Genomic DNA, 26,412 nt, shown 5'->3' on the forward strand with positions numbered 1-26,412 from the left:
ATAAATTGTTACACCAGTTAGTCTGCGCAGGTAACGTCGTTAAGAAAGTTTCTCGCTGCCCGTTTTTAATTCCGGCAGTCATTTGCTCTGCAAGCTATTCCTGTTAATGGATATTATGAACTTCTGGAGAAGGACAAATGAAACTGACAAAAAACCTGTTAAGTCTATGTATTGGCGCGTCTGTATTACTGATGAGTCATGCAACGCTGGCACAAACTTTTCGCGCCGCAGATGTGCATCCGGCTGATTACCCTAACGTTGTTGCAGTGAAACATATGGGGGAAAAACTTAGCGCCGCGACCGACGGGCGTCTGGAGATTAAAACATTTCCTGGTGGCGTGTTAGGCGATGAAAAACAGATGATTGAACAGGCGCAATTAGGCGCTATCGATATTATTCGTGTCTCAATGACGCCTGTTGCCGCCATTCTCCCTGAAATTAACGTGTTTACCCTGCCATATATTTTCCGCGATGAGGACCATCTGCATAAGGTTCTCGACGGCATGATCGGTCAGGAGATTGGCGACCGTCTGACGGCTAATACCAAATCGCGGCTGGTGTTTCTCGGCTGGATGGATGCCGGCACGCGTAACCTGATCACCAAAAATCCGGTGGTGAAACCGGAAGATTTACACGGTATGAAAATCCGCGTTCAAGGAAGTCCGATAGCGCTGGATACCCTGAAAGCGATGGGCGCTAACTCCGTTGTCATGGGCGTCAGTGAAGTATTTAGCGGCATGCAGACCGGCGTTATTGATGGCACGGAAAATAACCCGCCAACGTTTGTTGCGCATAACTATTTGCCGGTCGTGAAAAACTATACCTGGAGCAAACACTTTATTATTCCTGAGCTTTTTCTGTTTTCGAAAGCTAAATGGGATAAGTTGAAAAAAGAAGATCAGGATCTCATTATTAAACTCGCCAAAGAAGCACAGATAGAGCAACGAAAACTTTGGCAGGATTATAATGCGAAATCACTGGAGACCATGAAAGCCAACGGCGTTCAGTTCCACGATATTGATACGGACTATTTCTATAAAGCCACGCAGTCAGTGCGGGATAATTACGGTAAAGACCACCAGGATTTGATCAAACGTATTCAGGATGTGAAGTAATTCATCAGGTGGAGGATATCAACCCTCCGCCTGAATCTTTTGATTAATTCGAGGTGATAATTATGGGTGAATGCTATTCATCGGTAATGGATTTTCTTTATCGGGTATCAATGTGGATTGCCGGTATCGCATTATTGGTCATGGTCGCCATTATCCCCATTGGTATATTCGCGCGTTATGTTCTGAATAACGCCCTGTCATGGCCTGAACCCGTCGCTATTCTCTGTATGGTGACATTCACCTTTATTGGTGCGGCGGTGAGCTATCGTGCAGGCTCGCATATCGCGGTGAGCATGGTGATTGACCGTCTGGGGGATGCTTCCCGCCGTTATTGCTCGGTAATCGCAGACGTTATGTTGGTGGCGATAAGCCTGTTTATCCTCTGGTACGGAACCAATCTCTGTCTTGAACTGTGGGACCAGCCCGTGGCGGAATTCCCGCTTTTAAGCGCCGGGCAAAACTATCTTCCGTTGCCGATTGGCTCTGCCATAACGCTGCTGTTTATCGCAGAAAAGATTTTCCGTGGTCCGCAGTACCAACGTCCCGTTGTCATGCAGGGATCGACCAGCTAGTTACCGCCCCCATTTCAGAAAGGAAAGCAGATGGATGCATTTATTCTCGTCTTTACGCTCGGCATTATGCTGGCGATTGGGGTACCGGTAGCGTACGCGGTTGGCATTAGCGCCATCATTGGGGCCTGGTATATTGATATTCCGCTGGAAGCGGTAATGATCCAACTGACCAGCGGGGTGAACAAGTTCTCTCTGTTAGCGATCCCATTCTTTATTCTGGCTGGGGCAATCATGGCCGAAGGGGGAATTGCGCGGCGACTGGTGAACTTTGCCTATATTTTTGTTGGTTTTATCCGCGGCGGACTGTCGCTGGTAAATATTGTGGCATCAACCTTTTTTGGCGCTATTTCCGGATCGTCCGTGGCTGATACCGCGTCCATTGGTTCGGTAATGATCCCGGAGATGGATAAAAAAGGTTATCCGCGTGACTTTGCCGCAGCGGTAACGGCCAGTGGTTCGGTACAGGCGATTCTTACGCCGCCCAGCCATAACTCGGTTATTTACTCGCTGGCGACCGGCGGCACGGTGTCGATTGCCGCGCTGTTCATCGCCGGGATCCTGCCGGGGCTGCTGTTAAGCCTCAGCCTGATGGTGATGTGCGTGGCTTTTGCGCACAAGCGCGGTTATCCAAAAGGAGAACGTGTACCGTTTCGCCAGGCGCTGAAGATTTTCGTTGATACGCTGTGGGGCCTGATGACCGTTGTGATCATCATGGGCGGTATCCTGTCAGGTATCTTTACCGCAACGGAGTCTGCGGCAATTGCCTGCCTGTGGGCCTTCTTTGTCACCATGTTTATCTATCGTGACTATAAATGGTCTGAGCTGCCGAAGTTGATGTTCCGCACGGTGAAAACAGTCACTATCGTCATGATCCTGATAGGCTTTGCCGCCGCGTTCGGTGCTGTCATGACTTATATGCAGTTGCCGATGCGTATCACTGAAGCCTTCACCAGCATCTCGGAAAACAAATACGTCATCCTGATGTGTATTAACATCATGCTGCTGCTGATCGGTACGCTGATGGATATGGCACCGCTGATCCTCATTCTGACGCCGGTTCTGCTGCCGGTGACCAACGCGCTCGGCATTGATCCGGTTCATTTTGGCATGATCATGCTGGTGAACTTAGGGATCGGCCTGATTACGCCGCCGGTAGGGTCGGTGCTGTTTGTGGCCAGTGCGGTGAGTAAACAGAAAATAGAGCAGGTGGTGAAGGCGATGTTGCCATTCTACCTTGTGCTATTCCTGGTGCTGATGCTCGTGACGTACATTCCGGCAATTTCGCTGTTCCTGCCGAAACTGTTTGGTGTGATGTGATAAATGCCCGGTGGCGCTCGCGCTTACCGGGCCTGTAAACGACCCGTGCATTGGCCGGACGAGGCGAAGCCGCCATCCGGCACAAGGAGACTTAGCGACGAACGGCGATCGCTTCAATCTCGATTTTCACGTCTTTCGGCAGACGGGCAACTTCTACGCAAGAACGCGCCGGGAAGGTCGCGTTGTGTTCGGTGAAGAATGCTTCGTAGGTCGCGTTTACGGTTGCGAAATCGTTCAGGTCTTTAACGAAAACGGTCGTTTTTACGATGTCGCCCACTTTCAGGCCTGCTGCTTCAACGATAGCTTTTACGTTTTCCAGCGACTGACGTGCCTGAGCGGACACGTCTTCCGCTACGGCACCGGTTTTCGGATCGACCGGGATCTGACCGGAAGTGATTACCATGCTACCCAGGTCAACGCCCTGAACGTATGGGCCGATTGCTGCTGGTGCATTTTCCGTCGCGATAGTCTTGCTCATGATTTCTCCTGAATTACAGCGGTAGTAGAATGTTCCCGCTCATTATAGGGAGCCGGGATCTCATAACCAACCCCAATTAGTTGGCCAGCACCACATAATGCGAAAACTCTTTTTCACAGTATTTGCATTTGAGTGCGATGTCATCAGCACGCTTTTTCACTGCAAAACTGGAGGAAACCGGCTCAGCATGGCTGATACAGTTGCTGTTCGGGCAAACCAGTACATTGTCGATACGCTCAGGCAGGCTCGGACGTGATTTACCCACCACGTCGTAATCGTCAATGCGGTTTACCGTTGCCTGCGGGGCGTACAGGGAGAGCTGGTTTACCTGCTCATCGGTCAGGAACGTGTTTTCAATTTTAATCAGGTCCTTACGGCCCATCTCGCCTGACGGCAGGTTCAGACCGATGGTGATACGCTGGTCGGTTTCCGTCAGTTTGAACAGCGTCAGCAGCTTAAAACCAACCTGTGCGGGAATATGGTCAATCACGGTGCCACGTTTGATGGCTTCAACCTGCAGTTTGTTATCGTGTGTCATCTCTTTTTCTCCCTTACAGTGCCAGTTCGCTATTCAGTACCAGTGCCAGTAACGCCTGGCGGGCGAAGATGCCGTTGCCAGCCTGCTGGAAATACCAGGCATGCGGCGTCTTGTCGACGTCGGTGGTGATCTCATCGATACGCGGCAGCGGATGCAGTACCTTCATGTTTGCTCTGGCGCCGTTCAGATCGCTGGCGCGCAGAACAAACTGCGCTTTCACGTTGGCGTATTCGGACGGGTCCAGACGCTCTTTTTGTACGCGGGTCATGTAGAGGATATCGACCTCCGCCATCACCTCTTCAATAGTGCCGTGTAGGCTCCAGGCGATACCTTTTTCATTCAACATATCCAGAATGTATTGCGGCATCGCCAACGCGTCCGGGGCGATGAAGTAGAAACGGTTACCTTCGAACTTCGCCAGCGCCTGGGTCAGGGAATGGACGGTGCGGCCATATTTCAGGTCGCCCACCATGGCGATGTGCAGATTGTCCAGGCGACCCTGAGTTTCCTGAATGGTGAACAGATCCAGCAGCGTTTGGGTGGGATGTTGGTTGGAGCCGTCGCCTGCGTTCAGTACCGGAACGTTACCGGAGAACTCCGTAGCCAGACGCGCGGCGCCTTCCTGCGGATGGCGCATTACGATGGCGTCGACATAGGTGCTGATGACGGAAATAGTGTCGGCCAGTGTTTCACCTTTTTTGCCCAGAGAGGTGTTGCTGCTGTCAGAGAAACCCACCACGCTGGCGCCCAGGCGGTGCATGGAGGTTTCAAAGGATAAACGGGTGCGGGTTGAGGCTTCAAAGAAGCAACTGGCGATAACCTTATGCTTTAACAGCTCCGGCTGTGGGTTAGCTTTTAATTTCGCCGCTGTTGCGAGGACCAGATTGAGGTCATCGCGGCTGAGGTCGTTTATGGAAATGATGTGTTTTTGATAGAGCGGGTTAGCCATGTTTATCTCCTGACGCCTGGGCAAAAAAAAAGCCCCTCAATTGAGGGGCTCGGAATGGGTGATCAACGGAAAGAAAAACGGCAGGCCAGCGTCCTTTTTCAGACGCGGTAAGACAAAATGTCGTACACACTGAACCATACATCCTCCCGGCAAATTGTCCGCGATTATACTCAGCTCCGTTATGGGATCAAGCGAAAAATTCACAAATTATTCATCGCAAACGATTCTCATGAATATTCATTCACCCTGAATGCCAAACAGCAACAATGAGATAAACATGCGTTGACGCAAAATATCGGCAAATAGCAGTAGTATGGCAGACCGTTTTTTCGTATAACAACTAAAATGAAACGATGTTTTAATTAAGGGGTTTAAGATGATTGTCGGCAATATTCACAACCTGGATGCCTGGCTGCCGGAAGAGCTGCGTCAGGCGATTGAACACATTAAAGCGCATGTGACGGATGCGACGGAAAAGGGTAAGCACGACATCGACGGCGATCGTCTGTTTTATCTGATTGCTGAAGATATGACGGAGCCGTTTGCACAGCGCCGCGCTGAGTATCACGCGCGCTATCTGGATATTCAGATTCTGCTCAAAGGTCAGGAAGGCATGACCTTCAGCACGCAGCCTGCGGGCGCGCCGGAAACTGACTGGCTGGCGGATAAAGATATCGCCTTCCTGCCGGAAGGGGGACAGGAGAAAACGGTGGTGCTGAACGAAGGTGATTTCGTGGTGTTCTATCCGGGCGAAGTGCATAAACCGCTGTGCGCGGTCGGTGCACTAGCGCTGGTACGCAAAGCCGTGGTGAAAATGCGGGTGGCATAAGCGTATTTGCCGGGGGGCGGCTTCGCCTTGCCCGGCCTACGGGAGCGCTATTGTAGGCCGGATAAGATGCTTAGCATCGCCATCCGGCATTCTTTTCATCCATGCTCTTACTTCGCCAGCGTCGCCACCATCACCGCTTTGATGGTGTGCATCCGGTTTTCTGCCTGATCAAATACGATACTGGCGGGGGATTCAAAGACCTCATCGGTCACTTCCATTCCACCGTGCAGACCATATTCCTGTGCCATTTGTTTGCCAAGCGTGGTTTGATCGTCATGAAACGCGGGCAAGCAGTGCAGGAATTTCACCTGCGGATTGCCGGTCAACGCCATCATCGCGCTATTAACCTGGTACTTACGCAGCAGCGCAATACGTTCGGCCCACTTCTCTTTTGCCTCGCCCATTGATACCCAGACGTCGGTATAGATGAAGTCCGCGCCTTTCACGCCCGTGGCGACATCTTCGGTCAGCGTAATATTGCCGCCGTTTTTCTGTGCCAGCGCTTTGCACTCCGCAACCAGACTTTCTTCCGGCCAGCAGGCTTGCGGTGCGACCAGACGCAGATCCAGCCCGGTTAACGCGGCGGCTTCCAGCATGGAATTGCCCATATTGTTGCGGGCATCACCGGTGTAGACCAGCGTCATCTCATTAAACGCTTTACCCGGCAGGTGTTCATGCATAGTTAACAGATCCGCCAGCAGCTGGGTGGGATGAAACTCGTTGGTTAATCCGTTCCACACCGGAACTCCGGCATATTCCGCCAGCGTCTCGACAATCTCCTGACCGTGGCCCCGATACTGAATACCGTCGTACATACGGCCGAGTACGCGGGCGGTGTCTTTGATCGACTCTTTATGGCCAATCTGGCTGCCGCTCGGCCCGAGATATGTCACGCGCGCGCCCTGATCGTATGCGGCAACTTCGAAAGAGCAACGGGTACGGGTTGAGTCTTTTTCGAAGATGAGCGCGATGTTTTTACCGGTGAGCTTTGCGACTTCAGTGCCGTTTTTCTTATCCGCCTTCAGCTGTGCGGCGAGCTGAAGCAGTGACGTGAGTTCAGCAGAGGTGAAATCAAGCAGTTTCAAAAAATGTTTCTGATAAAACGCAGACATGGTTCCCTCACATGGCTTAGGCCATTTATTGAATTAAAATTCAATTTATATGTATGTTTATTCATTTGCAACCTTGTTTAACAAATCTTTCCTGGAAAGGTGGAGGCAATGACAGCGGTATGTGACAATAAGAGTATCGGCAGGACATTATGAGGAACGAGCCATGGCAAACCCGGAACTACTGGAAGAACAGCGTGAAGAAACACGCTTGATTATTGAAGAGTTACTCGAAGATGGCAGCGATCCAGACGCGCTGTACACCATCGAGCATCACCTTTCCGCGGATGACTTCGAAACCCTGGAAAAAGCGGCAGTAGAAGCCTTCAAGCTGGGTTATGAAGTGACCGAGCCGGAAGAGCTGGAAGTGGAAGAAGGCGACACGGTTATTTGCTGTGACATTCTGAGCGAATGTGCACTGAATGCGGAGTTGATCGATGCTCAGGTTGAGCAGCTGATGAACCTGGCTGAAAAATACGATGTGGAATACGACGGTTGGGGCACCTATTTTGAAGACCCGAACGGTGAAGAAGGTGAAGACGGCGACGATGAAGACCTCGTCGACGAAGATGATGACGGCGTGCGTCACTAAGTCATCAACTGACCTGCGGTAGCCCAGGCTGCCGCAGGCCAAGGACAATGTATGGATTACCTGCAAATACTCTCCCCGATCCACAACTTCCTGCACTGTAAAACGCCCCAGGCCTGGCTTGATAAAGCGCGAGACCCGGCGAATCTCCCACTGTTATTGATCGATCACCTCGTCTGTGAGCTGAAAGCGGCGCAAACGGCGATGCTGCTGGTGCGTAAGTATGTCGCGGATAAACAGGGATCGCAGGCGCTGCTGGACTGGCTGAAACCCTATGAAGCGTTTGCTTTCAGAGAAGGGGATGAGCCGGATTTTATCGCGCTGAATAAACAGATAAGCAAAAGCGTGATGCCGCAAACCGACGACCCGTGGGGACGCAAGCTTATCGACAGCATGGTTTTGCTGATCAAAGAAGAGCTGCATCATTTCTGGCAGGTGCGTGAGGCGATGATGAGCCGCAACATTCCCTATATTAAGATTACCGCCAGCCGTTACGCTAAAGGCATGCTCAAAGAGGTACGCACCCACGAGCCGCTGACGTTAATCGATAAACTGATTTGCGGGGCTTATATTGAGGCGCGTTCCTGTGAACGGTTCGCCGCGCTGGCACCGTATCTGGATGACGATTTGCAGGCGTTTTATCTGTCGCTGCTGCGATCCGAGGCCCGACATTATCAGGATTACCTGGCGCTGGCGCAGCAGGTTTCAGCCGATGATATCAGTAGCCGGGTTCGGTTTTTTGGCGAAGTAGAAGCCGCGTTGATCACCTCTCCTGACGATGAATTCCGCTTCCACAGCGGTGTGCCAGCTTAATTCCTTTCTTTGACGCGCGGTGTCCATCGCCGCGCGGTTTAATCCTTCCTGTTTCTGTTAGCAAAATCTGGTGGCTGGAAATCGCTCGCTGCTGCCGTAATAATCAAAACACACGAAGGGGAAATATATTCCCGTAACAGAGATGATTTGGCATAAGGATGGTTAATGAACTGGGCACACGTTTTGTTGGCAGGTTATATCGGGGCGGTGATTGCTATCGTCGTCGGCATGTTTCGCAAAAAAGGCTGGCTGGGCAAGATCTCCGGCGCGGTGGTCTTTGTGGTGGCGGTTATCGCGTGGAATCTGTTTGATGTGCACTACCTGATCCCACGCGAAAGCCCGGATTATGGTCTGACCGAAGAGCAGCAGTTTGAAAAGGCGATGCTCTCCAATCCGGCGTTTCAGGTGATTAAGGAGCAGGAACCTGAGCTGACACAAAAAATTATCAGCCAGGCTGCGCAGATGAAGAAAGCAGGGAGTAGCGAACAGCAGGTTATCGACGCGATACAGCCGCAAATTCTTCAGTTGCAAATGGCGAGATTGCAGCAGGCGCCAGATGCCAATGTCATTGAATATATGAAAATTAACCTTGAGCAGATCGCTGCTGTGGCCAAAATCGGTGATGACGAATGCTTCCGCTTTCTGTTTCCGGCAGTGAAAGGGGGGATTAACCCGGCACGTCTGGTTCCGCATGAGATCATGAACCGTCGTATGGCGAGTGATATGAGTATGATGCGTGCTGCCTATGGTCCGAACAAACATACGGTCACGGCAGAAGAGAAACAGCTGGCGTTGCAGGATCTGCAAGCAATAAGCCCGGGGTTAGTACAGCGCTATGGGCCGGATATTCAGATCATGGCCGATCCGACTAAAGCGATCGGCAAAGAGAAGATTGCCTGTGAGATAGTGCAGGATCTCTGGTCACAGGTGCTGAAGCTGCCAACCGCCCGCGCGGCTGGCGTTATTCGACTGATGCTCTCAGCCGAGATGCAGTAACGCGGCTAAAGCCTCTCGGCGTAAGGTCAGAGGGGCTTTAACATCCGCACTTCACAATCTACGTGCCCGGTACAGCCCAGCGCTTCGCTGATATGCTCAAAGCCTAAATGCTCATACAGGCGGATTGCCTCAGTCAGAAACGCTGTGGTCTCCAGATAGCACTGTTTAAAACCCTGCTCGCGGGCATGTTCGAGCGCCATCAGCGCCAGTTTTTTCGCCAGCCCCTGACCGCGCGCGCTCGACAGGAAGTACATCTTTTGCAGCTCGCAAATGTCCGGTTCACTACATCCTAATGGTGCAACACCGCCGCCGCCCACGACTTCACCGTTTTGCTCAATCACCCAGTAGGCCGCGCCCGGCTGGCTGTAAACCTGGAACAGTTCGTCCAGATTAGGGTCGGCAACGGTATAGCCTTTATCGGCGGTAAGCCCGTATTCAGCGGAAACTTTGCGGATAACACGGGCAATGGCGGCGTTATCATCGGCAGAAATTCGGCGCAGCGTTGCCGCGACGGAGGTAATGGCACTCATAGCGAACTCATGACATAAAAGTGAGACATATGCAGTTAATACCACTGCGGCGAGGGGAAGCGCAAGCGAGGATAATTCAATAAAAAGCCTCTGAGCATATGCGTCAGAGGCTTTATCGTCTGTGGTGTCGGATGCGCTACACTTATCCGACCTACGATGACGGTGCCCGTTTGCCGGATAAGCGTAGCGCTATCCGGCATAGGCAATTACAGCGCGGCGATGACCGCCTGCTGTTCAATCAGCTTCGCTTTGGCTTCTGCGTAACCGTCCAGCTTCTCACGCTCTTTGGCGATAACTGCTTCCGGTGCGCGGGCAACGAAACCTTCGTTGGAAAGTTTGCCTTCGATACGGGCAATCTCGCCTTCGATTTTCGCCACTTCTTTCGCCAGACGTGCCAGCTCATCTTCTTTGTTGATGAGGCCAGCCATCGGGATCAGCAGCTCGGCGCCGTCGATGATTTTGGTCACGGAGACCGGACCTTTGTCATCGGCTGGCAGCACGGTAATGCTTTCCAGACGTGCCAGGTTCAGCAGGAAGCTGCGGTTGTCGTTCACACGACGCATCGCATCAGCGCTGCAACCACGCAGCAGCAGCTCCAGCGGTTTGCCCGGGGCGATGTTCATTTCCGCACGGATGTTACGTACGGCGACGATCGCCTGCTTCAGCCATTCGGTATCGGCCAGCGCCGCTTCATCAACCTGTGCGGCGTTATATTCCGGGAACGGCTGCAGCATGATGGTATCTGCAGTGTTGCCACAAATCACTTTCACTCGCTGCCAGATGGTTTCGGTGATGAACGGAATGATTGGGTGCGCCAGGCGCAGCAGACCTTCCAGCACGGTAACCAGCGTATTGCGAGTGCCGCGCAGTTCAGATTCGGAACCACCGTTCATGACCGGCTTGGTCAGCTCCAGATACCAGTCGCAGAACTGGTTCCAGGTGAACTCGTACAGAATGCCCGCGGCGATATCGAAGCGGAAGTTATCCAGCGCTTCGCGGTACGCTTTGATGGTCTGGTTGAATTCAGCGAGGATCCAGCGGTCCGCCAGAGACAGGGTCATTTCGCCGCCGTTGAAGCCGCAATCCTGATCTTCGGTGTTTATCAGCACGAAGCGGCTGGCGTTCCACAGCTTGTTACAGAAGTTACGGTAACCTTCCAGACGCTTCATGTCCCAGTTTATATCGCGACCGGTAGAGGCCAGCGCTGCCAGGGTGAAACGCAGGGCGTCGGTGCCGTGCGGCTCGATGCCGTCCGGGAACTGCTTCTCGGTACGCTTGGCAATTTTCTCAGCCAGTTGCGGCTGCATCATGTTGCCGGTACGTTTCTCCAGCAGTTCTGCCAGAGAGATACCATCGACCATATCCAGCGGGTCAATCACGTTGCCCTTGGATTTGGACATCTTCTGGCCTTCGTCGTCACGAATCAGACCGGTCATGTAGACGGTCTTGAACGGAACCTGCGGCTTGCCGTTTTCATCTTTGATGAAGTGCATGGTCATCATGATCATGCGGGCAATCCAGAAGAAGATAATGTCGAAGCCGGAAACCATCACGCTGGTTGGGTGGAACTGACGCAGCGCGTCGGTATTTTCCGGCCAGCCCAGCGTAGAGAAGGTCCACAGTGCAGAAGAGAACCAGGTATCGAGAACGTCTTCGTCCTGGCGCAGCGCAACGTCGGCACCGAGGTTGTTTTCCTGACGCACTTCGTCTTCGGTACGGCCAACGTAGACATTGCCGTCGTTGTCATACCATGCCGGGATGCGGTGACCCCACCACAGCTGACGGGAAATACACCAGTCCTGAATATCACGCATCCAGGAGAAGTACATGTTTTCGTACTGCTTCGGTACGAACTGGATGTCGCCGTTCTCAACCGCTTCAACCGCCGGTTTTGCCAGCACGTCGGCACGGACGTACCACTGGTCGGTCAGCATCGGTTCGATAACCACGCCGCCACGGTCGCCGTAAGGTACGGTCAGGTCGTGCGGTTTAATTTCTTCCAGCAGCCCCAGGGCATCAACGGCGGCAACCACCGCTTTACGCGCAGCAAAACGTTCCAGCTTCTGGAACTCAGCCGGGATTTCATTGGAGTAAACGTCGGACTCTTCGCCTTTGGTGTCGTACACTTCCGCGGTTTCGCGGATGTCGCCGTCAAAGGTCAGAATGTTGATCATCGGCAGGCCGTGACGTTTACCGACTTCGTAGTCGTTAAAGTCGTGCGCCGGAGTGATCTTCACGCAGCCGGTGCCTTTTTCCATGTCGGCGTGTTCATCGCCGACGATCGGAATGCGACGGTTAACCAGCGGCAGGACAACGAATTTGCCGATCAGATCTTTGTAGCGCGGATCTTCCGGGTTAACGGCTACGCCGGTATCACCCAGTACGGTTTCCGGACGGGTGGTGGCGACGACCAGGTAATCTTTACCGTCTGCGGTTTTCGCGCCGTCAGCCAGCGGATAGCGGATGTGCCACATGGAGCCTTTAGACTCGCGGTTTTCCACTTCCAGATCAGAAATAGCGGTGCGCAGTTTCGGGTCCCAGTTGACCAGACGCTTGCCACGGTAGATCAGATCTTCTTTGTACAGGCGAACAAAGACTTCTTTCACGGCATTGGAAAGACCTTCGTCCATAGTGAAGCGCTCGCGCTCCCAGTCAACGGAGTTGCCGAGACGGCGCATCTGACGGGTAATGGTGCCGCCGGATTCCGCTTTCCACTGCCAAATTTTGTCGATAAACGCTTCGCGACCGTAGTCGTGACGGGTTTTACCTTCTTCAGCGGCAATCTTACGCTCAACCACCATCTGGGTAGCGATACCCGCGTGGTCGGTACCGGCCTGCCACAGGGTGTTTTTACCCTGCATGCGCTGGTAGCGAATCATGGTATCCATGATGGTTTGCTGGAAAGCATGACCCATATGCAAACTGCCGGTGACGTTCGGCGGCGGGATCATGATGCAGAAGGACTCTTTGCTTTCATCGCCGTTAGGTTTGAAATAGCCCTGCTTTTCCCAGTGCTCGTAAAGCGGCTGTTCGATATCTTGTGGGTTGTATGTCTTTTCCATTATTTCCAGGTTGCCGTATTCAGGTTAAAACCAGCCACGCGGTAAGCTTTGTAGCGATCGCGTGCCGATTGTTTCAAAGAATCTTCGTAAGGAACGAAGTCTATCACTTCTGTGAAAGCGGTGGCAAAATCTGCAAAGCCAACGCGCAAACTGATGAGCAGGTCGCGCGGGCTGCTATTGCGTTTCTCCGGCCAGGCAATCTCTACCGGCGCGCCACCTCTGGGGCCTTCTCCCGCCAGATTGTGCGGAACAAAACTTTCTGCCGGTCTCGCCCACAGGGCTTCATCCAGTCGAAGAGCCTGCTTTTCGTTTTCACAGGCGATCAGCACGCGCTTGCCAGCACGCCAACGTTCTGCGGCAATTTCACACACCAGTTGTTCAACAGCGCTTAAGCCATCGACGGTGTTGTCATTGTCCAGAATATAGAACGTTGCGTTTCTCATGATATGGGGCTTCTTGTTGTGGATTTAAATGCAAAGCCGGGTGGCGCTACGCTTACCCGGCCTACGGTTGAGTGATGTTGTAGGCCGGGTAAGGCGAAGCCGCCACCCGGCGTTTTACATCACTCTTCGCCGTTAAAACCGGCACGATTGAGCAGGAACTGCGACAGCAACGCGACCGGACGACCGGTTGCGCCTTTGGCTTTCCCTGAACGCCATGCGGTACCGGCGATATCCAGGTGCGCCCAGTTGTACTTACGGGTAAAGCGTGACAGGAAGCAGCCCGCGGTAATGGCACCGCCAGGACGTCCGCCGATGTTCGCCATATCCGCAAAGTTGGACTCTAACTGCTCCTGGTATTCATCACCCAGCGGCAAACGCCACGCGCGGTCACCAGCCTGCTCGGACGCACCGATCAGCTCATGCGCCAGCGGGTTGTGGTTCGACATCAGGCCGGTGATGTGATGGCCCAGCGCAATCACACACGCGCCGGTCAGGGTCGCGACGTCAATCACCGCTTCTGGCTCAAAGCGCTCGACGTAGGTTAACACGTCGCACAGCACCAGACGGCCTTCGGCATCCGTATTGAGCACTTCAACGGTCTGTCCAGACATCGTGGTCAGCACGTCGCCTGGGCGATACGCGCGGCCACCCGGCATGTTTTCACAGCCCGCCAGCACGCCGACAACGTTGATGGGGAGCTGAAGCTCGGCCACCATGCGCATCACGCCGTATACCGCTGCCGCGCCGCACATGTCGTATTTCATCTCATCCATGCCTTCGGCTGGTTTGATGGAGATACCGCCGGAGTCAAAGGTTAACCCTTTACCGACCAGCACAATCGGACGCGCGTCTTCGGACGGATTGCCTTTGTACTCGATGACCGACATCAGCGACTCGTTCTGCGAGCCGTGACCGACGGCCAGATAAGAGTGCATGCCCAGCTCTTTCATCTGCTGCTCGCCGATTACACGGGTCACAACATTTTTGCTGTAGCTGTCTGCCAGCTGGCGCGCCTGAGAGGCCAGGTAGGCGGCGTTACAGATGTTCGGCGGCATGTTGCCAAGATCTTTTGCCGCTTTAATGCCAGCGGCGATCGCCAGACCGTGTTGGATCGCACGCTCACCGCTGGTCAGCTCGCGGCGGGTCGGCACATTGAAGACCATTTTACGCAGCGGGCGACGTGGCTCGCTTTTGTTGGTCTTCAGTTGATCAAAGCTGTACAGCGTTTCCTGTGCCGTCTCAACGGCCTGACGCACTTTCCAGTAGTTATTGCGCCCTTTGACGTGCAGCTCAGTCAGAAAGCAGACGGCTTCCATTGAGCCTGTATCATTCAGGGTATTGATGGTTTTCTGAATGACTTGCTTGTACTGGCGCTCATCAAGTTCGCGCTCTTTGCCACACCCAATAAGGAGAATTCGCTCAGACAGAACGTTAGGAACATGGTGCAGCAACAGGGTTTGACCCGGTTTGCCTTCCAGTTCGCCGCGACGCAGCAGTGCGCTGATGTACCCGTCGCTGATCTTGTCGAGCTGCTCTGCAATCGGAGAGAGGCGGCGTGGTTCAAAGACACCCACGACGATGCACGCACTCCGCTGTTTCTCCGGGCTACCGCTTTTTACACTGAACTCCATGCACTACGCTCCTGAATCTTAAAGACAACGGCGGTGGCTACGGATAGAATTGCAAGCTTTCGTAACTCATACCCGCTGTTGCGGTGACTTCGTGTTAATCTTAACGTTATTACGGCATTGGCACGTCAGAACAATTTCTGAGAGGTGGATCCGTTGAGTATAATGATCTTAGCGACGATTTCGACGACTCAAGAGAATAAATGACGTTTAAGCCATGAAACAAGCTAAATTCCGGCAAAAGACGGGTTTTTACGGGCGTATTTAAAGTGATAATCATAAGATATCTGGTTCGGGAAACGCTCAAAAGCCAACTTGCGATCCTATTCATCCTGCTTTTGATCTTCTTTTGTCAAAAGTTGGTCAGGATCCTTGGTGCGGCGGTTGACGGTGATATCCCGGCAAATCTGGTGCTCTCGCTGCTGGGGCTGGGCGTGCCAGAAATGGCGCAACTTATCTTGCCCTTAAGCCTGTTCCTCGGGCTGTTGATGACGCTGGGCAAACTGTATACCGAAAGCGAAATTACGGTCATGCACGCCTGCGGGCTGAGCAAGGCAGTGCTCGTGAAAGCGGCGATGGTGCTGGCGCTGTTTACCAGTATTATTGCGGCGGTCAACGTGATGTGGGCCGGGCCGTGGTCCTCCAGACATCAGGACGAAGTCCTGGCGGAGGCGAAAGCGAACCCCGGTATGGCGGCGCTTGCTCAGGGGCAATTCCAGCAGGCGACCAACGGCAGTTCGGTGCTGTTTATCGAAAGCGTTGACGGCAGCAACTTCAAAGACGTGTTCCTCGCGCAAATCCGCCCGAAAGGCAACGCTCGTCCTTCGGTCGTCGTAGCCGATTCCGGACATCTTACCCAGATGCGTGATGGCTCTCAGGTCGTGACGCTGAACCAGGGGACGCGCTTTGAAGGTACCGCGCTGCTGCGCGATTTCCGCATTACCGACTTCCAGGATTATCAGGCGATTATCGGTCATCAGGCCGTGGCGCTGGATCCAAATGATACCGACCAGATGAACATGCGTACGCTGTGGACGACCGACACCGATCGTGCCCGTGCGGAGCTGACCTGGCGTATCACGTTAGTATTCACCGTATTTATGATGGCGCTGATGGTCGTACCGCTGAGCGTGGTGAACCCGCGTCAGGGGCGCGTGCTGTCGATGCTGCCAGCAATGCTGCTCTATTTGCTGTTCTTCCTGGTTCAGACGTCGCTGAAGTCGAACGGCGGTAAAGGTAAGCTGGATCCGGTGTTCTGGATGTGGACGGTTAACCTGGCGTACCTGGCGCTGGCGATTGTGCTTAACCTCTGGGATACGGTGCCGATGCGCCGCTTACGTGCCCGTTTTATGCGTAAAGGAGCGGTATAATGCAGCCTTTTGGTGTACTTGACCGCTATATCGGTAAAACCATTTTCACCACCATCATGATGACGCTGTTCATGCTGGTGTCGCTCTCCGGGATCATCAAGTTCGTTGACCAGCTGAAAAAAGCCGGGCAGGGGAGCTACGATGCGATGGGCGCCGGGCTGTATACCCTGCTCAGTGCGCCGAAAGATATCCAGATCTTCTTCCCGATGGCGGCGCTGCTGGGGGCATTGCTGGGGCTGGGCATGCTGGCCCAGCGCAGTGAACTGGTGGTGATGCAGGCTTCCGGCTTTACCCGTATGCAGGTGGCGTTGTCGGTGATGAAAACCGCGATTCCGCTGGTGCTGCTGACGATGGCTATCGGCGAATGGGTCGCGCCACAAGGCGAACAGATGGCGCGTAACTACCGTGCGCAGCAGATGTACGGTGGCTCGCTGCTCTCTACCCAGCAGGGGTTGTGGGCGAAAGACGGTGACAGCTTTGTCTACATCGAGCGGGTGAAAGGCGACGCCGAATTAGGCGGGATTAGCATCTACTCGTTTAACGACAAGCGCCGTCTGCAGTCTGTACGCTATGCCGCAAGCGCGACGTTTGACCCGGAGCAGAAGGTCTGGCGTTTGTCGCAGGTAGATGAATCCAACCTGACCGATCCGAAGCAAATCACCGGCTCGCAAACGGTGAGCGGCACCTGGAAAACCAACCTGACGCCCGACAAGCTCGGCGTTGTGGCGTTGGATCCTGATGCGCTGTCGATTAGCGGTCTGCATAACTACGTGAAGTACCTGAAGTCGAGCGGCCAGGATGCCGGACGCTACCAGCTCAATATGTGGAGCAAAGTCTTCCAGCCGCTGTCTGTAGCGGTCATGATGCTGATGGCGCTGTCATTTATCTTTGGTCCGCTGCGTAGCGTCCCGATGGGCGTGCGCGTGGTGACAGGGATTAGCTTCGGCTTTGTGTTCTATGTGCTGGACCAAATTTTTGGCCCGCTGACGCTGGTGTACGGCATTCCGCCGATTATCGGTGCGCTGCTGCCAAGCGCCAGCTTCTTCCTGATAAGCCTGTGGCTGATGCTGCGTAAGTCGTAATCACAGTAATCGTAGGCCTGAGGGCATTGTGCTTTTCAGGCCTACTCCGGACCCGTAGGCCGGATAAGGCGTTTCCGCCGCCATCCGGCAACGTAACACGGGGCTAGCGTTTTCTCCCGCCCATCAAACTCCCCAACATGCCGCGGATTATCTGATTGGTAACCTGTCGCGCCGCGCTTTTCGCCACGCTCTGCACTACGCCATCGCGCTTACCGCCGCGCGGTCCGGTGCTGCCAAACAGAATATCCTTCAACCCACCGAGAATACCGCCGTCCACATCGACAGCTTTACCGTTGGCGGGAGGCGTATTTTGCTGCTCGGTACTGGCCTGCACGCCTTGCTGTAAACGTTCATAGGCGGACTCGCGGTCGATCTCTTCTTCATATTTACCGTACAACGAAGAGTGATTAATCAGCCCGTTGCGCTCGTCGTCCGTCACCGGTCCCATCCGTGAGCATGGCGCAATCACCATTGCTCGTTCAACCACCGACGGGCTACCTTTGGCGTCCAGAAACGACACCAGCGCCTCACCGGTACCCAGCTCCTGAATGGCTTTTTCGGTATCAAATGCCGGGTTGGCGCGCATGGTTTGCGCCGCGGTTTTCACCGCTTTCTGATCTTTCGGCGTGAACGCGCGCAAGGCGTGCTGCACGCGGTTCCCCAACTGACCAAGCACGTTGTCCGGAATATCCGACGGGTTTTGTGAGACGAACCACACGCCGACCCCTTTCGAGCGGATCAGGCGGATCACCTGTTCGATTTTATCCAGCAGCACCTGCGGAGCATCGTTGAACAGCAGGTGCGCTTCATCGAAGAAGAACACCAGTTTTGGCTTCTCCAGATCGCCCGCTTCCGGCAACTGTTCATACAGCTCGGAGAGCATCCACAGCAGGCTGGCGGCGTACAGTTTTGGCATCTGGTAGAGCTTCTCGGCGCTGAGGATATTAATCATCCCTTTGCTGTTGGCATCGGTACGCATCCAGTCTTTGATGTCCAGCATCGGTTCGCCAAAGAAGTGTGCCGCTCCCTGCTGCTCCAGCGACAGCAGGGAGCGCTGGATCGCCCCGACCGAGGCGCTACTGATATTGCCGTACTGATTCTGGAAGGATTTAGCGTTATCGCCAATGTACTGGGTGATGGCCCGCAGGTCTTTGAAATCGAGCAGCAACAGACCCTGGTCATCGGCAATGCGGAAGATTATATCCAGCACGCCGGACTGCACGTCGTTGAGGTTCAGCAGACGGGCCAGCAGCAGCGGCCCGAGGTCTGATACCGTGGCCCGCACAGGGTGACCTTTTTCGCCGAAGATATCCCACACCGTGACCGGATTAGCATGCGGTTGCCAGTCGGTAATGCCGATATTTTTCAGGCGGGCGAGCAGCTTTTCAGAGGCTTGTCCTTCCTCGGCCACGCCGGTTAAGTCACCTTTCACATCGGCCATAAATACCGGTACGCCAATCTCGGACAGCGATTCGGCCAGCTTCTGTAGCGTGACGGTTTTACCGGTCCCGGTCGCGCCGGTAATCAGCCCGTGACGGTTGGCCATACCTGGCAGTAAAAACAGTTCGGTGTCCGGCGTGCGGGCAATTAGCAGGGGTGCGCTCATTGAGATTTCCTCCATTTATCCTGCCTGGAGTATAGGCAACCGTGACGCACTCTTCACCGCTAAATTACGGAGATTGTGAGGAGAATTTAACCTGTCAGGAATAGCGGGGAGAATAGCCGGGAAGCTTACGCCACCCGGCAAAGATGATCAGAAGTCTGCTTTAAGCACTACGCGGTAGCGGGCCTTACCGTCACGCACGTGCTGGATGGCTTCGTTAATTTGCGACATCGGGTACAGTTCGGTGGTGGGCGACACCTTGCTGCGCCCGGCAAATTTCATCAGCTTGCGCAGTTCGAACGGCGTACCGGTTGCCGAACCGGAGATACTGCGATCGCCGGCTATTAAGGTGAACGCCGGAACCGGCAGCGGCTTCAGCACCGCGCCGACGGTATGGAAGTTACCGCCGTAGGCCAGCGCTTCAAAATAGGGCTGCCAGTCGAGATCGACGTTAACCGTGTTAATAATGAGATCGAACTGGCCCGCCAGCGCTTTTAGCGCATCCGGATCTCGGCTATTGACCACTTTATCCGCCCCCATTGCCAGCACTTCCTGCTCTTTCGCCGGATTGGAGCTGAACGCGGTCACTTCGCAGCCCATCGCGTGTAACAGCTTAATGGCGATATGCCCCAGGCCGCCGATACCGATCACCCCGACGCGGCTGGTGGCGGTGATATGGTGCATCAGCAGCGGTTTGAACACCGTGATACCGCCGCACAGTAATGGGCCAGCGGCCGCCAGATCGATACTCTCCGGTAGAGGGATCACCCACTGCCAGTCGGCCCGCAGCTTCTCGGCAAAGCCGCCGCGATTAAGAATTGTGGGAACAGACCCTTCCAGACAGTTAATCTGATTGCCGCTGATACAGGCATCGCAGTGCCCGCAGCTGCGCGCCGTCCAGCCAACGCCGACGCGCTGACCAACCTTCAGACCTTTATCCTGCGCCGCGCTGCCGAGCGCCGCCACGCGACCAATAACCTCATGCCCGGCAACCAGCGGATACTGAGAGAATCCCCATTCGTTGTCGATCATCGACAAATCGGAATGGCAGATACCGCAGTAATCGACCTGGACTTCGACATCTTCCGGCTTAAGCTCGCCCGCATCATATTCATAGAGTTCGAGTTCGCTGCCCGCCGCTTTTGCGGCGTAGCTTTTTATCATCGACATCGTGTTTCCCTCAGTATGGTGTTGAACTGGAAGTGTAGAGCATGGGGAAACGGGACGCTTCGCAGAAGGGGGGATTAAGGCGGGGGCAAACTGTGATGATGGTTACAGCTAAGAAAGGTAATGCTGAAATTTTCAACACTTAGCGAGCCAGACACACGCTGGCGCTTGCATGGTGGCGCATGACAGGTATAATCCACAACGTTTTCCGCATCCCTTCCGTGCCGGAGTGGCGAAATCGGTAGACGCAGTTGATTCAAAATCAACCGTAGAAATACGTGCCGGTTCGAGTCCGGCCTTCGGCACCATTAGTACTTCCAAGACCATCCGAGAAAATCCAATTATCCCTTAAAAATCAATGCTTGCAGCGATTTTTACGTCCTGAGTCGTCCGAGGTTGTCCGTTGAAATCCGGATGTTATTGGGGGCATAATTGGGGGCATCTTAACTTCGATTAGAAATGTGCCCCCAAATGAAGCTCAACGCCAGACAGGTCGAGACCGCAAAGCCAAAAGACAAAACTTACAAAATGGCCGATGGCGGCGGTTTGTATCTCGAGGTTTCGGCCAAGGGTTCTAAATACTGGCGCATGAAATACCGACGCCCCTCTGACAAAAAAGAGGATCGCCTCGCTTTTGGCGTTTGGCCGACTGTGACGCTTGCTCAGGCAAGAGCGAAGCGCGACGAAGCTAAAAAGCTGTTAGTCCAGGGCATTGATCCAAAAGCCGAACAGAAAGAAGCTCAGGCCGAGAATTCGGGGGCATATACTTTCGAAACCATTGCTCGTGAATGGCATGCCAGTAACAAGCGCTGGAGTGAAGACCATCGATCGCGCGTTCTTCGCTATCTTGAGCTTTATATCTTCCCTCATATCGGTTCGTCCGACATTCGCCAGCTCAAAACTAGCCACCTGTTAGCCCCGATTAAAAAAGTTGATGCCAGTGGTAAGCATGATGTTGCGCAGCGTCTTCAGCAGCGTGTCACGGCTATTATGCGTTATGCCGTACAGAACGATTACATCGACTCTAATCCAGCCAGTGACATGGCCGGTGCGCTATCAACTACCAAAGCGCGACATTACCCCGCCTTACCCTCCAGCCGGTTCCCTGAGTTTCTTGCACGTCTTGCTGCATATCGTGGCCGCGTAATGACACGGATCGCGGTCGAGCTTTCCTTACTCACTTTTGTGCGTTCCAGTGAGTTACGTTTCGCGCGCTGGGATGAGTTCGACTTCGATAAATCTCTTTGGCGCGTGCCTGCTAAACGAGAAGAAATCAAAGGGGTGCGTTACTCGTATCGCGGCATGAAAATGAAAGAGGAGCATATCGTTCCGCTTAGTCGTCAGGCGATGAATTTGTTAGAACAGTTAAAGCGGATTAGTGGTGATAAAGAGCTGCTTTTTCCGGGTGATCATGACGCAACTAAGGTTATGAGTGAAAACACGGTAAACAGCGCATTGCGTGCGATGGGATATGACACGAAAACCGAGGTCTGCGGGCATGGATTTAGGACGATGGCGCGTGGTGCATTGGGTGAGTCAGGATTGTGGAGTGATGATGCTATAGAACGTCAGTTGAGTCACTCCGAGCGTAATAATGTGCGTGCGGCTTATATCCATACTTCTGAACATTTAGATGAGCGTAGGTTAATGGTTCAATGGTGGGCTGATTACCTTGATGTCAATCGTATTACTCCTATCGCTGCTTATGAATATGCCAGAAAACCTAAGTGATTAATTTTTATGGTAAATGCAAATCTTTTACTCTTTTTTGAAGATTTATTTTGTTAAGTGTTTATCAAAACCATCATTTAGATATGTGATCAGTATTAAATTTGAAGATTATAACGGCATGAAAATATTGAGTTTTATAGTGGTAAGTGATAGATGATACGATGTTTCAAAACTATAAAACTCAGGTGTAAATCATGGAAAGTATAAGTGTTAGAGTGTTGGATTTGTACTTGGATAGTAAAAATCCTCGACATGAGCCCATTTCTGATAGAGAGAAAATAATTGAGTATTTAGTCAAAACAGAAAAAATAAAGGCCTTAGCTAAGGATATATCTGAGAAAGGTATTAGCCCTTTAGATTTACCAGCAATAATTAAGGACGGTAAGGGGAATTTTGTTGTTGTAGAAGGAAATCGAAGAATCTGTGCTTTAACACTGTTAAATGATCCAGAATTGTGTCCTGAAGGTGACAAAACATACTTTAAAAATCTTTCAGAAAAAAGCGAGATTATTCCTGAAGAACTAAGTTGTGTTTTATTTGATAGTCGTGAAGAGGCAAATACATGGATTGAGCTTAGGCATAATGGTGAGCAAGGAGGTGTTGGCTTAGTTACTTGGGATGCAACCCAGAAAGCGCGCTTTTTTGATTCCTCAGATAATACACTTGCATTGAAACTTATCGATTATGCGCAAGAACGGAAAATAATAACAGCAGCTCAAAGACAAACAAAAATTTTGACAACAATCTCAAGATTTGTTGGGAACCCGATTTTTAGAAGTATGCTAGGGGTGACTACAGGACGCTCTGATCCAAATGTCAAACTTGATGTACCTCGTGATGATTTTGATAAAGTTTTAAAAAAATTCTTTGATGATCTTTTTGCGGGAGAAAATAATGTCACTTCTCGCTCTAAAAAGGATGATTGGGAGCGATATGCTAAGAAATTGAGAACCGAAGGTTATGCTCCTAATACACATGTAGATGAGTATGACTTAATAGAAAAAATACCTAAGCAACCATCGACGCCAAAACCTGTTCAGCCACCTATTGATGGTCCGGTAAATAACCCGAGCCCAGATTTAAGAAAATATATAATACCCAGTGATTTCAAAGTTGTTATTAAAGATAAGATTATTAAAAGAGCGTATGATGAGCTCCGTACACTTAATTGTGACGAATATACGTTAGCATCAGCATTAGTTTGCAGAGCTTTTTTAGAAAATGTGTATGGCCGTTTCTATGAGAAAACGTATGGTAATCACCCCAGCGGGATGCAGACTCATAGCGTTCTCGATAAAGTAATAAAAAAGCTTGAAGAAAATAAAGACGAATTTAGCAAAATTGAATCTAATGCACTCGGTGCCTTGAGAAGGGTTCAAAACAATGAAAACAATGTTCTCTCTCCAAAGACTTTAGGCGCATTTGCTCATGCTGGATGGTATCCTGACGCAAAAGCGCTAAAAAGAGAATGGGATAATATCTCCGCAATCGTCGTTTATTTGTTGAAAAATATATAATTTTCAATAAGTTGATTAATTTGTAAGTCTATGGCCACGCGAAGTGGCCTATAGTATACTATGCCCTATAAACAGTAGCTTAAGAGTAAAGCCATGCCACAAACACCATCCCCATTAAGATACCCAGGAGGAAAAACCTCGATAGTTGATATGGTGTCTAAAATTATTGAGTCTAACAAGCTTACCGGCGGACATTATGCAGAACCATATGCAGGAGGCGCAGGATTAGCTTTGTCCTTGTTATTCAAGGGGAAAGTTCATGAAATTCATCTCAATGATCTAGACAAAGCGGTATGGTCATTCTGGAATTCAATACTCCATAGCACGAGTGATTTCATTGATAAGATTAATGAAACCGAAATAACTATCGATGAATGGAAAAAACAGAGAGAAATACAACTTAATCCTACCCGCTACTCAGAATTTGAATTGGGTTTTTCATCGTTTTTCCTTAACAGGACTAATAGGTCTGGTGTTATTCTCAAAGCTGGGGTTATTGGCGGGATGAAACAACAAGGAGAATATAAGTTAGGGTGTCGGTTTAATAAAGATGGCTTGATAAAAAAAATAAAAAGAATTTCTAAATATAAACATAGAATACATCTTTATAATCTTGATGCTATTGATTTTATTAAACATATAGATACTTCTTTTGAGGATGGTGTTTTTCTTTGTATAGATCCGCCATATTATAATAAAGGTTCGACATTATATACAAACTTTTACGAGCCTGGAGATCATGCAGAACTCTCGGAAGTTATTTTATCTGTGGGAAAACCATGGATGCTCACTTATGATAATGCCATGGAAATAAGTTGTTTATATAAGGGTCGTAGGCAGTTTAATTTCAATCTCAATTATAGTGCGGCAACCAAAAGAGTCGGGACTGAGTTATTAGTTGTAAGCAAAGGTCTTCGAATTCCTAATGATTTGAGTATCATTAGAATATAAAAGAAAATAGTTTGCGAATGGTTATAAAAACCATATTTCAAAACAAAGTGTTGTGTCTTATTAACAAACCGCCATTAGGCGGTTTGTTAATATGGTTTCCAATTGTTCGTAGTGAATTATAGTCATAATAATTAATTCGCTTAATGTGTTTGCGCGCAATGCTCTCCCCGCCACGCCTGCCCGCTTCCTGGGGCGCTTTTAATGCAGGTGCGTGAAGGAGCTCAGGCCGCGCCAGTGCTGGTGCGGCGGGGTGTGGAAAATTCAGGGTTTTGCATGCAAAGCCATGCAGCGTAGGCATGCATGGCTATTTTTATTAAAAAGACGGGTATTTTCGGGGCGTTTTATGCGGATTTTTTGCGGGTCTGCGCGGCCTGTCGGCGCATGAAAATCTGACTCTGTTCAGGCGTATATTTTGCCCGGTTGTCGTCTCTCGATGCTCTGTCAGGCCGGAAACCGATGGTTGTCAGAATGTCGCGTTCTTCCTCTGCGTAATCAATATTTCCTCCGCGGGTTACATGAACGGACAGCGCTTCGCGAACACTGGCGGCCGCCCGGTCGAGAGCCCGTTCTCTGACGATGTCAGGTTGTTCGCAGAGATACATTAATTCCGGTGCCAGTGCGGCGGCCAGCGCATCGCCGCTTACCTGCATAAAGGCGTGGAGCTGACGCCGGATACTGATACGCTGCACGGCCTCATGTGACCGGATGTACTGCCCGGCCGACTTATTTACCGCCCATTTTTTCAGGTCAATATCATCCCGCAGCGCCTGTGCTGCCTCCGGCTGATAACGGGTGCAGGTCAGCTCCAGCTCTTTCAGCGCCATTTCAGCCCGCGCCAGTGCTGACTTGCTGCTCATCCAGTCCGATTTATTCTTCTGACAGGTTTCAAAGGCCTGTTCCAGTAGTGCTCGTGCCATTGTCTTTTCTCCTGAATCAGTGGCGCAGCGATGAGCGGGCGCAGTCCAGAATTCGGGGCGGTGTTTCTGGTACTGTCTGTGGTGGTTCGGGCTTTTCTTCTGCCGGTGGCCGTATCACCTCGTCGATAGACTCGGTGGTGCGAAAGGTTGCGGAGCAAAAGACATTCACGCACTGGAGGTAGCTCTGTTTGACGTTATCCGACAGGTAACGGCTGGTACGGACATGGGCAGCCTGTTTGCAGTACGGACAGCGCATCATGGCTTAACCCCCCGCGATTTTTTCTTCTGTGCCAGCTCTTTAGCCCGCGCCATTCTGAGAACAGGGCTTTTAAAGAGCTTCATGTCCACGCCGGTGAGTGCCGGACGGTGAAGCCCAATTTTTGAAATTACCGGCTCATGCTCCATGTTGAATGTGTAGTACCTGCTTTGCGCCAGCACATTCTCACCCAGCTCCTGAATGAGAACGTTGTGAGGGTGTTCTTCTCCCTTAATCTCGAGTTCACGCAGACGTAACGCGAAAGCGCGTATCAGCGCCGGGGGAATCGCCTTCATCACCGCCGCCCACTCATTCCGGGCATGGACAGAAAGCGCCTCTGAATGGGCGCTGATGTATTCTTTTCCTGATGTACAGGCGTCCAGCATGGTACTGGCTTTATCATCGTTGAGTTCATCAATCAGGGCGGTGAATTCCTCCGCCAGCTCCCGACCGGCCACTCGCTGACTGTGTTCGGCTTTCAGTTCCGGGGTCATCATGCCGCGCAGTTCGCGAAAACGGGTACGCCAGTTCTGTTCGGCTTCGGCACTTTCATTCAGGGCGTTCTGACGCTCTTTCTCGCTGCGGGTAATAGCCGCATCAATATCATTCAGTTTCAGCATGTTTTCCGTGTGCACGGATTTGGCCTTGCTGAATGCCTCAAGCGCATTATTTATCGTGGCCTCTGCGTTCTGGTTTGCTTTCTCGTTAAGGGTATCCAGTGCGCTGTCAATGGCCGTGCGGATGTTCTCATCCTGCGTGCTGCCGATGGTTTTCATTACTGCGGTAAACAAATCTGGTTTCATCGTCGGGTTCTCTCTGTGTTTTCAACCTGACGCCATTCTGCCGTCCC

Annotated in this window: 29 protein-coding genes and 1 tRNA gene; 14 read left to right on the top strand and 16 right to left on the bottom strand. The window is 52.0% G+C overall.

Annotated elements, in window-relative coordinates; translation table 11 throughout:
- Nucleotides 1–137: 137 nt before the first annotated feature.
- The 3 genes from OGX96_RS11455 to OGX96_RS11465 all read left to right on the top strand — a co-directional run bounded on the left by OGX96_RS11455 (nucleotide 138) and on the right by OGX96_RS11465 (nucleotide 3,004).
- A complete protein-coding gene (locus tag OGX96_RS11455) occupies nucleotides 138–1,115 on the top strand; it encodes a TRAP transporter substrate-binding protein (protein WP_008786055.1) in 978 nt (325 codons plus the stop codon).
- 62 nt (nucleotides 1,116–1,177) lie between these two features.
- Nucleotides 1,178–1,687, top strand: a complete 510-nt coding sequence (locus OGX96_RS11460; RefSeq protein WP_286583064.1) for a TRAP transporter small permease — start codon at nucleotides 1,178–1,180, stop codon at nucleotides 1,685–1,687.
- A gap of 30 nt (nucleotides 1,688–1,717) precedes the next feature.
- A complete protein-coding gene (locus tag OGX96_RS11465; RefSeq protein WP_286583066.1) occupies nucleotides 1,718–3,004 on the top strand; it encodes a TRAP transporter large permease in 1,287 nt (428 codons plus the stop codon).
- 91 nt (nucleotides 3,005–3,095) lie between these two features.
- Here OGX96_RS11465 and ridA read toward each other — a convergent pair whose 3' ends face one another.
- The 5 genes from ridA to pyrL form a co-directional block, all read right to left on the bottom strand.
- Nucleotides 3,096–3,482 carry a 2-iminobutanoate/2-iminopropanoate deaminase gene (gene ridA / locus OGX96_RS11470; protein ID WP_000047544.1) on the bottom strand — a complete coding sequence of 129 codons (387 nt, stop codon included), beginning with the start codon at nucleotides 3,480–3,482 and terminating at the stop codon, nucleotides 3,096–3,098.
- A 76-nt stretch (nucleotides 3,483–3,558) separates the two neighbouring features.
- Complete coding sequence (gene pyrI, locus OGX96_RS11475; protein ID WP_003025816.1) at nucleotides 3,559–4,020, bottom strand: aspartate carbamoyltransferase regulatory subunit; 462 nt, start codon at nucleotides 4,018–4,020, stop codon at nucleotides 3,559–3,561.
- Nucleotides 4,021–4,033: 13 nt separating this feature from the next.
- Entirely contained in the window at nucleotides 4,034–4,969 is a 936-nt protein-coding gene (pyrB, locus tag OGX96_RS11480; RefSeq protein ID WP_003025818.1) for an aspartate carbamoyltransferase, read from the bottom strand.
- 2 nt (nucleotides 4,970–4,971) lie between these two features.
- Nucleotides 4,972–5,025 carry a pyrBI operon leader peptide gene (locus tag OGX96_RS22610; protein WP_106875647.1) on the bottom strand — a complete coding sequence of 18 codons (54 nt, stop codon included), beginning with the start codon at nucleotides 5,023–5,025 and terminating at the stop codon, nucleotides 4,972–4,974.
- Nucleotides 5,006–5,107: a pyr operon leader peptide gene (gene pyrL / locus OGX96_RS11485; protein ID WP_003025819.1), complete on the bottom strand. Its 102-nt coding sequence runs from the start codon at nucleotides 5,105–5,107 to the stop codon at nucleotides 5,006–5,008. The genes OGX96_RS22610 and pyrL overlap by 20 nt, the downstream gene beginning before the upstream one ends.
- Nucleotides 5,108–5,345: 238 nt before the next feature.
- Here pyrL and OGX96_RS11490 point away from each other — a divergent pair, with 238 nt between their 5' ends.
- On the top strand, nucleotides 5,346–5,798 hold the full coding sequence (locus tag OGX96_RS11490) for a YhcH/YjgK/YiaL family protein (protein ID WP_286583069.1): 453 nt from the start codon (nucleotides 5,346–5,348) through the stop codon (nucleotides 5,796–5,798).
- A gap of 107 nt (nucleotides 5,799–5,905) precedes the next feature.
- Here the strand turns inward: OGX96_RS11490 and argF are convergent, their stop codons facing one another.
- Complete coding sequence (gene argF, locus OGX96_RS11495; protein WP_048236254.1) at nucleotides 5,906–6,910, bottom strand: ornithine carbamoyltransferase; 1,005 nt, start codon at nucleotides 6,908–6,910, stop codon at nucleotides 5,906–5,908.
- The gene (gene argL / locus OGX96_RS22685; RefSeq protein ID WP_373371225.1) at nucleotides 6,880–6,975 is read right to left on the bottom strand and encodes a putative translational regulatory protein ArgL; all 96 of its coding nucleotides are present in this window, start codon (nucleotides 6,973–6,975) and stop codon (nucleotides 6,880–6,882) included. Before argL ends, argF begins: the two co-directional genes overlap by 31 nt.
- Nucleotides 6,976–7,073: 98 nt before the next feature.
- On the opposite strand from argL, the gene rraB reads away from it, so the two are divergent.
- The 3 genes from rraB to OGX96_RS11510 all read left to right on the top strand — a co-directional run bounded on the left by rraB (nucleotide 7,074) and on the right by OGX96_RS11510 (nucleotide 9,305).
- Nucleotides 7,074–7,499 carry a ribonuclease E inhibitor RraB gene (gene rraB / locus OGX96_RS11500; RefSeq protein WP_003025845.1) on the top strand — a complete coding sequence of 142 codons (426 nt, stop codon included), beginning with the start codon at nucleotides 7,074–7,076 and terminating at the stop codon, nucleotides 7,497–7,499.
- A 51-nt stretch (nucleotides 7,500–7,550) separates the two neighbouring features.
- Nucleotides 7,551–8,309: a tRNA isopentenyl-2-thiomethyl-A-37 hydroxylase MiaE gene (gene miaE / locus OGX96_RS11505; protein ID WP_286583073.1), complete on the top strand. Its 759-nt coding sequence runs from the start codon at nucleotides 7,551–7,553 to the stop codon at nucleotides 8,307–8,309.
- A 165-nt stretch (nucleotides 8,310–8,474) separates the two neighbouring features.
- A complete protein-coding gene (locus OGX96_RS11510) occupies nucleotides 8,475–9,305 on the top strand; it encodes a topoisomerase II (protein WP_235125641.1) in 831 nt (276 codons plus the stop codon).
- A gap of 26 nt (nucleotides 9,306–9,331) precedes the next feature.
- On the opposite strand, the gene OGX96_RS11515 is transcribed toward OGX96_RS11510, so the two are convergent.
- The 4 genes from OGX96_RS11515 to pepA form a co-directional block, all read right to left on the bottom strand.
- Nucleotides 9,332–9,835: a GNAT family N-acetyltransferase gene (locus OGX96_RS11515; protein ID WP_286583075.1), complete on the bottom strand. Its 504-nt coding sequence runs from the start codon at nucleotides 9,833–9,835 to the stop codon at nucleotides 9,332–9,334.
- A gap of 206 nt (nucleotides 9,836–10,041) precedes the next feature.
- Nucleotides 10,042–12,897, bottom strand: coding sequence for a valine--tRNA ligase (locus tag OGX96_RS11520; RefSeq protein ID WP_286583078.1), 2,856 nt, complete (start codon nucleotides 12,895–12,897; stop codon nucleotides 10,042–10,044).
- The gene (holC, locus tag OGX96_RS11525; RefSeq protein ID WP_003830256.1) at nucleotides 12,897–13,340 is read right to left on the bottom strand and encodes a DNA polymerase III subunit chi; all 444 of its coding nucleotides are present in this window, start codon (nucleotides 13,338–13,340) and stop codon (nucleotides 12,897–12,899) included. The genes OGX96_RS11520 and holC overlap by 1 nt, the downstream gene beginning before the upstream one ends.
- Before the next feature lie 119 nt (nucleotides 13,341–13,459).
- Complete coding sequence (gene pepA, locus OGX96_RS11530) at nucleotides 13,460–14,971, bottom strand: leucyl aminopeptidase (RefSeq protein WP_003025870.1); 1,512 nt, start codon at nucleotides 14,969–14,971, stop codon at nucleotides 13,460–13,462.
- Nucleotides 14,972–15,124: 153 nt separating this feature from the next.
- On the opposite strand from pepA, the gene OGX96_RS11535 reads away from it, so the two are divergent.
- The 3 genes from OGX96_RS11535 (at nucleotide 15,125) to lptG (ending at nucleotide 17,420) form a co-directional block, all read left to right on the top strand.
- A complete protein-coding gene (locus OGX96_RS11535) occupies nucleotides 15,125–15,175 on the top strand; it encodes a hypothetical protein (protein ID WP_212723231.1) in 51 nt (16 codons plus the stop codon).
- Nucleotides 15,176–15,237: 62 nt separating this feature from the next.
- Nucleotides 15,238–16,338 carry an LPS export ABC transporter permease LptF gene (gene lptF / locus OGX96_RS11540; RefSeq protein ID WP_032942200.1) on the top strand — a complete coding sequence of 367 codons (1,101 nt, stop codon included), beginning with the start codon at nucleotides 15,238–15,240 and terminating at the stop codon, nucleotides 16,336–16,338.
- Nucleotides 16,338–17,420, top strand: a complete 1,083-nt coding sequence (gene lptG, locus OGX96_RS11545) for an LPS export ABC transporter permease LptG (protein ID WP_008786067.1) — start codon at nucleotides 16,338–16,340, stop codon at nucleotides 17,418–17,420. Before lptF ends, lptG begins: the two co-directional genes overlap by 1 nt.
- A 103-nt stretch (nucleotides 17,421–17,523) precedes the next feature.
- On the opposite strand, the gene OGX96_RS11550 is transcribed toward lptG, so the two are convergent.
- Nucleotides 17,524–19,026, bottom strand: coding sequence for a helicase HerA-like C-terminal domain-containing protein (locus tag OGX96_RS11550; RefSeq protein WP_198802592.1), 1,503 nt, complete (start codon nucleotides 19,024–19,026; stop codon nucleotides 17,524–17,526).
- 147 nt (nucleotides 19,027–19,173) lie between these two features.
- Nucleotides 19,174–20,193 (bottom strand): NADPH-dependent aldehyde reductase Ahr, encoded by a 1,020-nt coding sequence (gene ahr, locus OGX96_RS11555; RefSeq protein WP_048236253.1) that lies wholly within the window; start codon nucleotides 20,191–20,193, stop codon nucleotides 19,174–19,176.
- A 220-nt stretch (nucleotides 20,194–20,413) separates the two neighbouring features.
- Here ahr and OGX96_RS11560 point away from each other — a divergent pair.
- From OGX96_RS11560 to OGX96_RS11575, 4 genes are all read left to right on the top strand, one after another.
- Nucleotides 20,414–20,498: transfer RNA gene (locus OGX96_RS11560), tRNA-Leu, on the top strand.
- A gap of 163 nt (nucleotides 20,499–20,661) precedes the next feature.
- Nucleotides 20,662–21,921 carry a tyrosine-type recombinase/integrase gene (locus OGX96_RS11565; RefSeq protein ID WP_111466187.1) on the top strand — a complete coding sequence of 420 codons (1,260 nt, stop codon included), beginning with the start codon at nucleotides 20,662–20,664 and terminating at the stop codon, nucleotides 21,919–21,921.
- A 194-nt stretch (nucleotides 21,922–22,115) separates the two neighbouring features.
- A complete protein-coding gene (locus OGX96_RS11570) occupies nucleotides 22,116–23,438 on the top strand; it encodes a hypothetical protein (protein ID WP_200037311.1) in 1,323 nt (440 codons plus the stop codon).
- Nucleotides 23,439–23,531: 93 nt separating this feature from the next.
- The gene (locus OGX96_RS11575) at nucleotides 23,532–24,389 is read left to right on the top strand and encodes a DNA adenine methylase (protein WP_111466186.1); all 858 of its coding nucleotides are present in this window, start codon (nucleotides 23,532–23,534) and stop codon (nucleotides 24,387–24,389) included.
- Between the two features lie 341 nt (nucleotides 24,390–24,730).
- Here the strand turns inward: OGX96_RS11575 and OGX96_RS11580 are convergent, their stop codons facing one another.
- The 3 genes from OGX96_RS11580 to sid are packed head-to-tail and all read right to left on the bottom strand — an operon-like array spanning nucleotide 24,731 to nucleotide 26,365.
- The gene (locus tag OGX96_RS11580; protein ID WP_286582515.1) at nucleotides 24,731–25,306 is read right to left on the bottom strand and encodes a phage polarity suppression protein; all 576 of its coding nucleotides are present in this window, start codon (nucleotides 25,304–25,306) and stop codon (nucleotides 24,731–24,733) included.
- Between the two features lie 16 nt (nucleotides 25,307–25,322).
- On the bottom strand, nucleotides 25,323–25,565 hold the full coding sequence (locus tag OGX96_RS11585; protein WP_000984214.1) for an ogr/Delta-like zinc finger family protein: 243 nt from the start codon (nucleotides 25,563–25,565) through the stop codon (nucleotides 25,323–25,325).
- Nucleotides 25,562–26,365 (bottom strand): capsid size-determining scaffold Sid, encoded by an 804-nt coding sequence (gene sid / locus OGX96_RS11590; protein WP_286582519.1) that lies wholly within the window; start codon nucleotides 26,363–26,365, stop codon nucleotides 25,562–25,564. Before sid ends, OGX96_RS11585 begins: the two co-directional genes overlap by 4 nt.
- Nucleotides 26,366–26,412: the final 47 nt, after the last annotated feature.

It is taken from the genome of Citrobacter sp. Cpo100 (assembly GCF_030332595.1).
Lineage (GTDB): Bacteria > Pseudomonadota > Gammaproteobacteria > Enterobacterales > Enterobacteriaceae > Citrobacter > Citrobacter portucalensis.

Coding starts and splice junctions, on each gene's coding strand:
- OGX96_RS11455 (WP_008786055.1), top strand. CDS start 138: ATGAAACTGACAAAAAACCTGTTAAGTCTATGTATTGGCGCGTCTGTA.
- OGX96_RS11460 (WP_286583064.1), top strand. CDS start 1,178: ATGGGTGAATGCTATTCATCGGTAATGGATTTTCTTTATCGGGTATCA.
- OGX96_RS11465 (WP_286583066.1), top strand. CDS start 1,718: ATGGATGCATTTATTCTCGTCTTTACGCTCGGCATTATGCTGGCGATT.
- ridA (WP_000047544.1), bottom strand. CDS start 3,482: ATGAGCAAGACTATCGCGACGGAAAATGCACCAGCAGCAATCGGCCCA.
- pyrI (WP_003025816.1), bottom strand. CDS start 4,020: ATGACACACGATAACAAACTGCAGGTTGAAGCCATCAAACGTGGCACC.
- pyrB (WP_003025818.1), bottom strand. CDS start 4,969: ATGGCTAACCCGCTCTATCAAAAACACATCATTTCCATAAACGACCTC.
- pyrL (WP_003025819.1), bottom strand. CDS start 5,107: ATGGTTCAGTGTGTACGACATTTTGTCTTACCGCGTCTGAAAAAGGAC.
- OGX96_RS11490 (WP_286583069.1), top strand. CDS start 5,346: ATGATTGTCGGCAATATTCACAACCTGGATGCCTGGCTGCCGGAAGAG.
- argF (WP_048236254.1), bottom strand. CDS start 6,910: ATGTCTGCGTTTTATCAGAAACATTTTTTGAAACTGCTTGATTTCACC.
- argL (WP_373371225.1), bottom strand. CDS start 6,975: ATGAATAAACATACATATAAATTGAATTTTAATTCAATAAATGGCCTA.
- rraB (WP_003025845.1), top strand. CDS start 7,074: ATGGCAAACCCGGAACTACTGGAAGAACAGCGTGAAGAAACACGCTTG.
- miaE (WP_286583073.1), top strand. CDS start 7,551: ATGGATTACCTGCAAATACTCTCCCCGATCCACAACTTCCTGCACTGT.
- OGX96_RS11510 (WP_235125641.1), top strand. CDS start 8,475: ATGAACTGGGCACACGTTTTGTTGGCAGGTTATATCGGGGCGGTGATT.
- OGX96_RS11515 (WP_286583075.1), bottom strand. CDS start 9,835: ATGAGTGCCATTACCTCCGTCGCGGCAACGCTGCGCCGAATTTCTGCC.
- OGX96_RS11520 (WP_286583078.1), bottom strand. CDS start 12,897: ATGGAAAAGACATACAACCCACAAGATATCGAACAGCCGCTTTACGAG.
- holC (WP_003830256.1), bottom strand. CDS start 13,340: ATGAGAAACGCAACGTTCTATATTCTGGACAATGACAACACCGTCGAT.
- pepA (WP_003025870.1), bottom strand. CDS start 14,971: ATGGAGTTCAGTGTAAAAAGCGGTAGCCCGGAGAAACAGCGGAGTGCG.
- lptG (WP_008786067.1), top strand. CDS start 16,338: ATGCAGCCTTTTGGTGTACTTGACCGCTATATCGGTAAAACCATTTTC.
- OGX96_RS11550 (WP_198802592.1), bottom strand. CDS start 19,026: ATGAGCGCACCCCTGCTAATTGCCCGCACGCCGGACACCGAACTGTTT.
- ahr (WP_048236253.1), bottom strand. CDS start 20,193: ATGTCGATGATAAAAAGCTACGCCGCAAAAGCGGCGGGCAGCGAACTC.
- OGX96_RS11565 (WP_111466187.1), top strand. CDS start 20,662: ATGAAGCTCAACGCCAGACAGGTCGAGACCGCAAAGCCAAAAGACAAA.
- OGX96_RS11570 (WP_200037311.1), top strand. CDS start 22,116: ATGGAAAGTATAAGTGTTAGAGTGTTGGATTTGTACTTGGATAGTAAA.
- OGX96_RS11575 (WP_111466186.1), top strand. CDS start 23,532: ATGCCACAAACACCATCCCCATTAAGATACCCAGGAGGAAAAACCTCG.
- OGX96_RS11580 (WP_286582515.1), bottom strand. CDS start 25,306: ATGGCACGAGCACTACTGGAACAGGCCTTTGAAACCTGTCAGAAGAAT.
- OGX96_RS11585 (WP_000984214.1), bottom strand. CDS start 25,565: ATGATGCGCTGTCCGTACTGCAAACAGGCTGCCCATGTCCGTACCAGC.
- sid (WP_286582519.1), bottom strand. CDS start 26,365: ATGAAACCAGATTTGTTTACCGCAGTAATGAAAACCATCGGCAGCACG.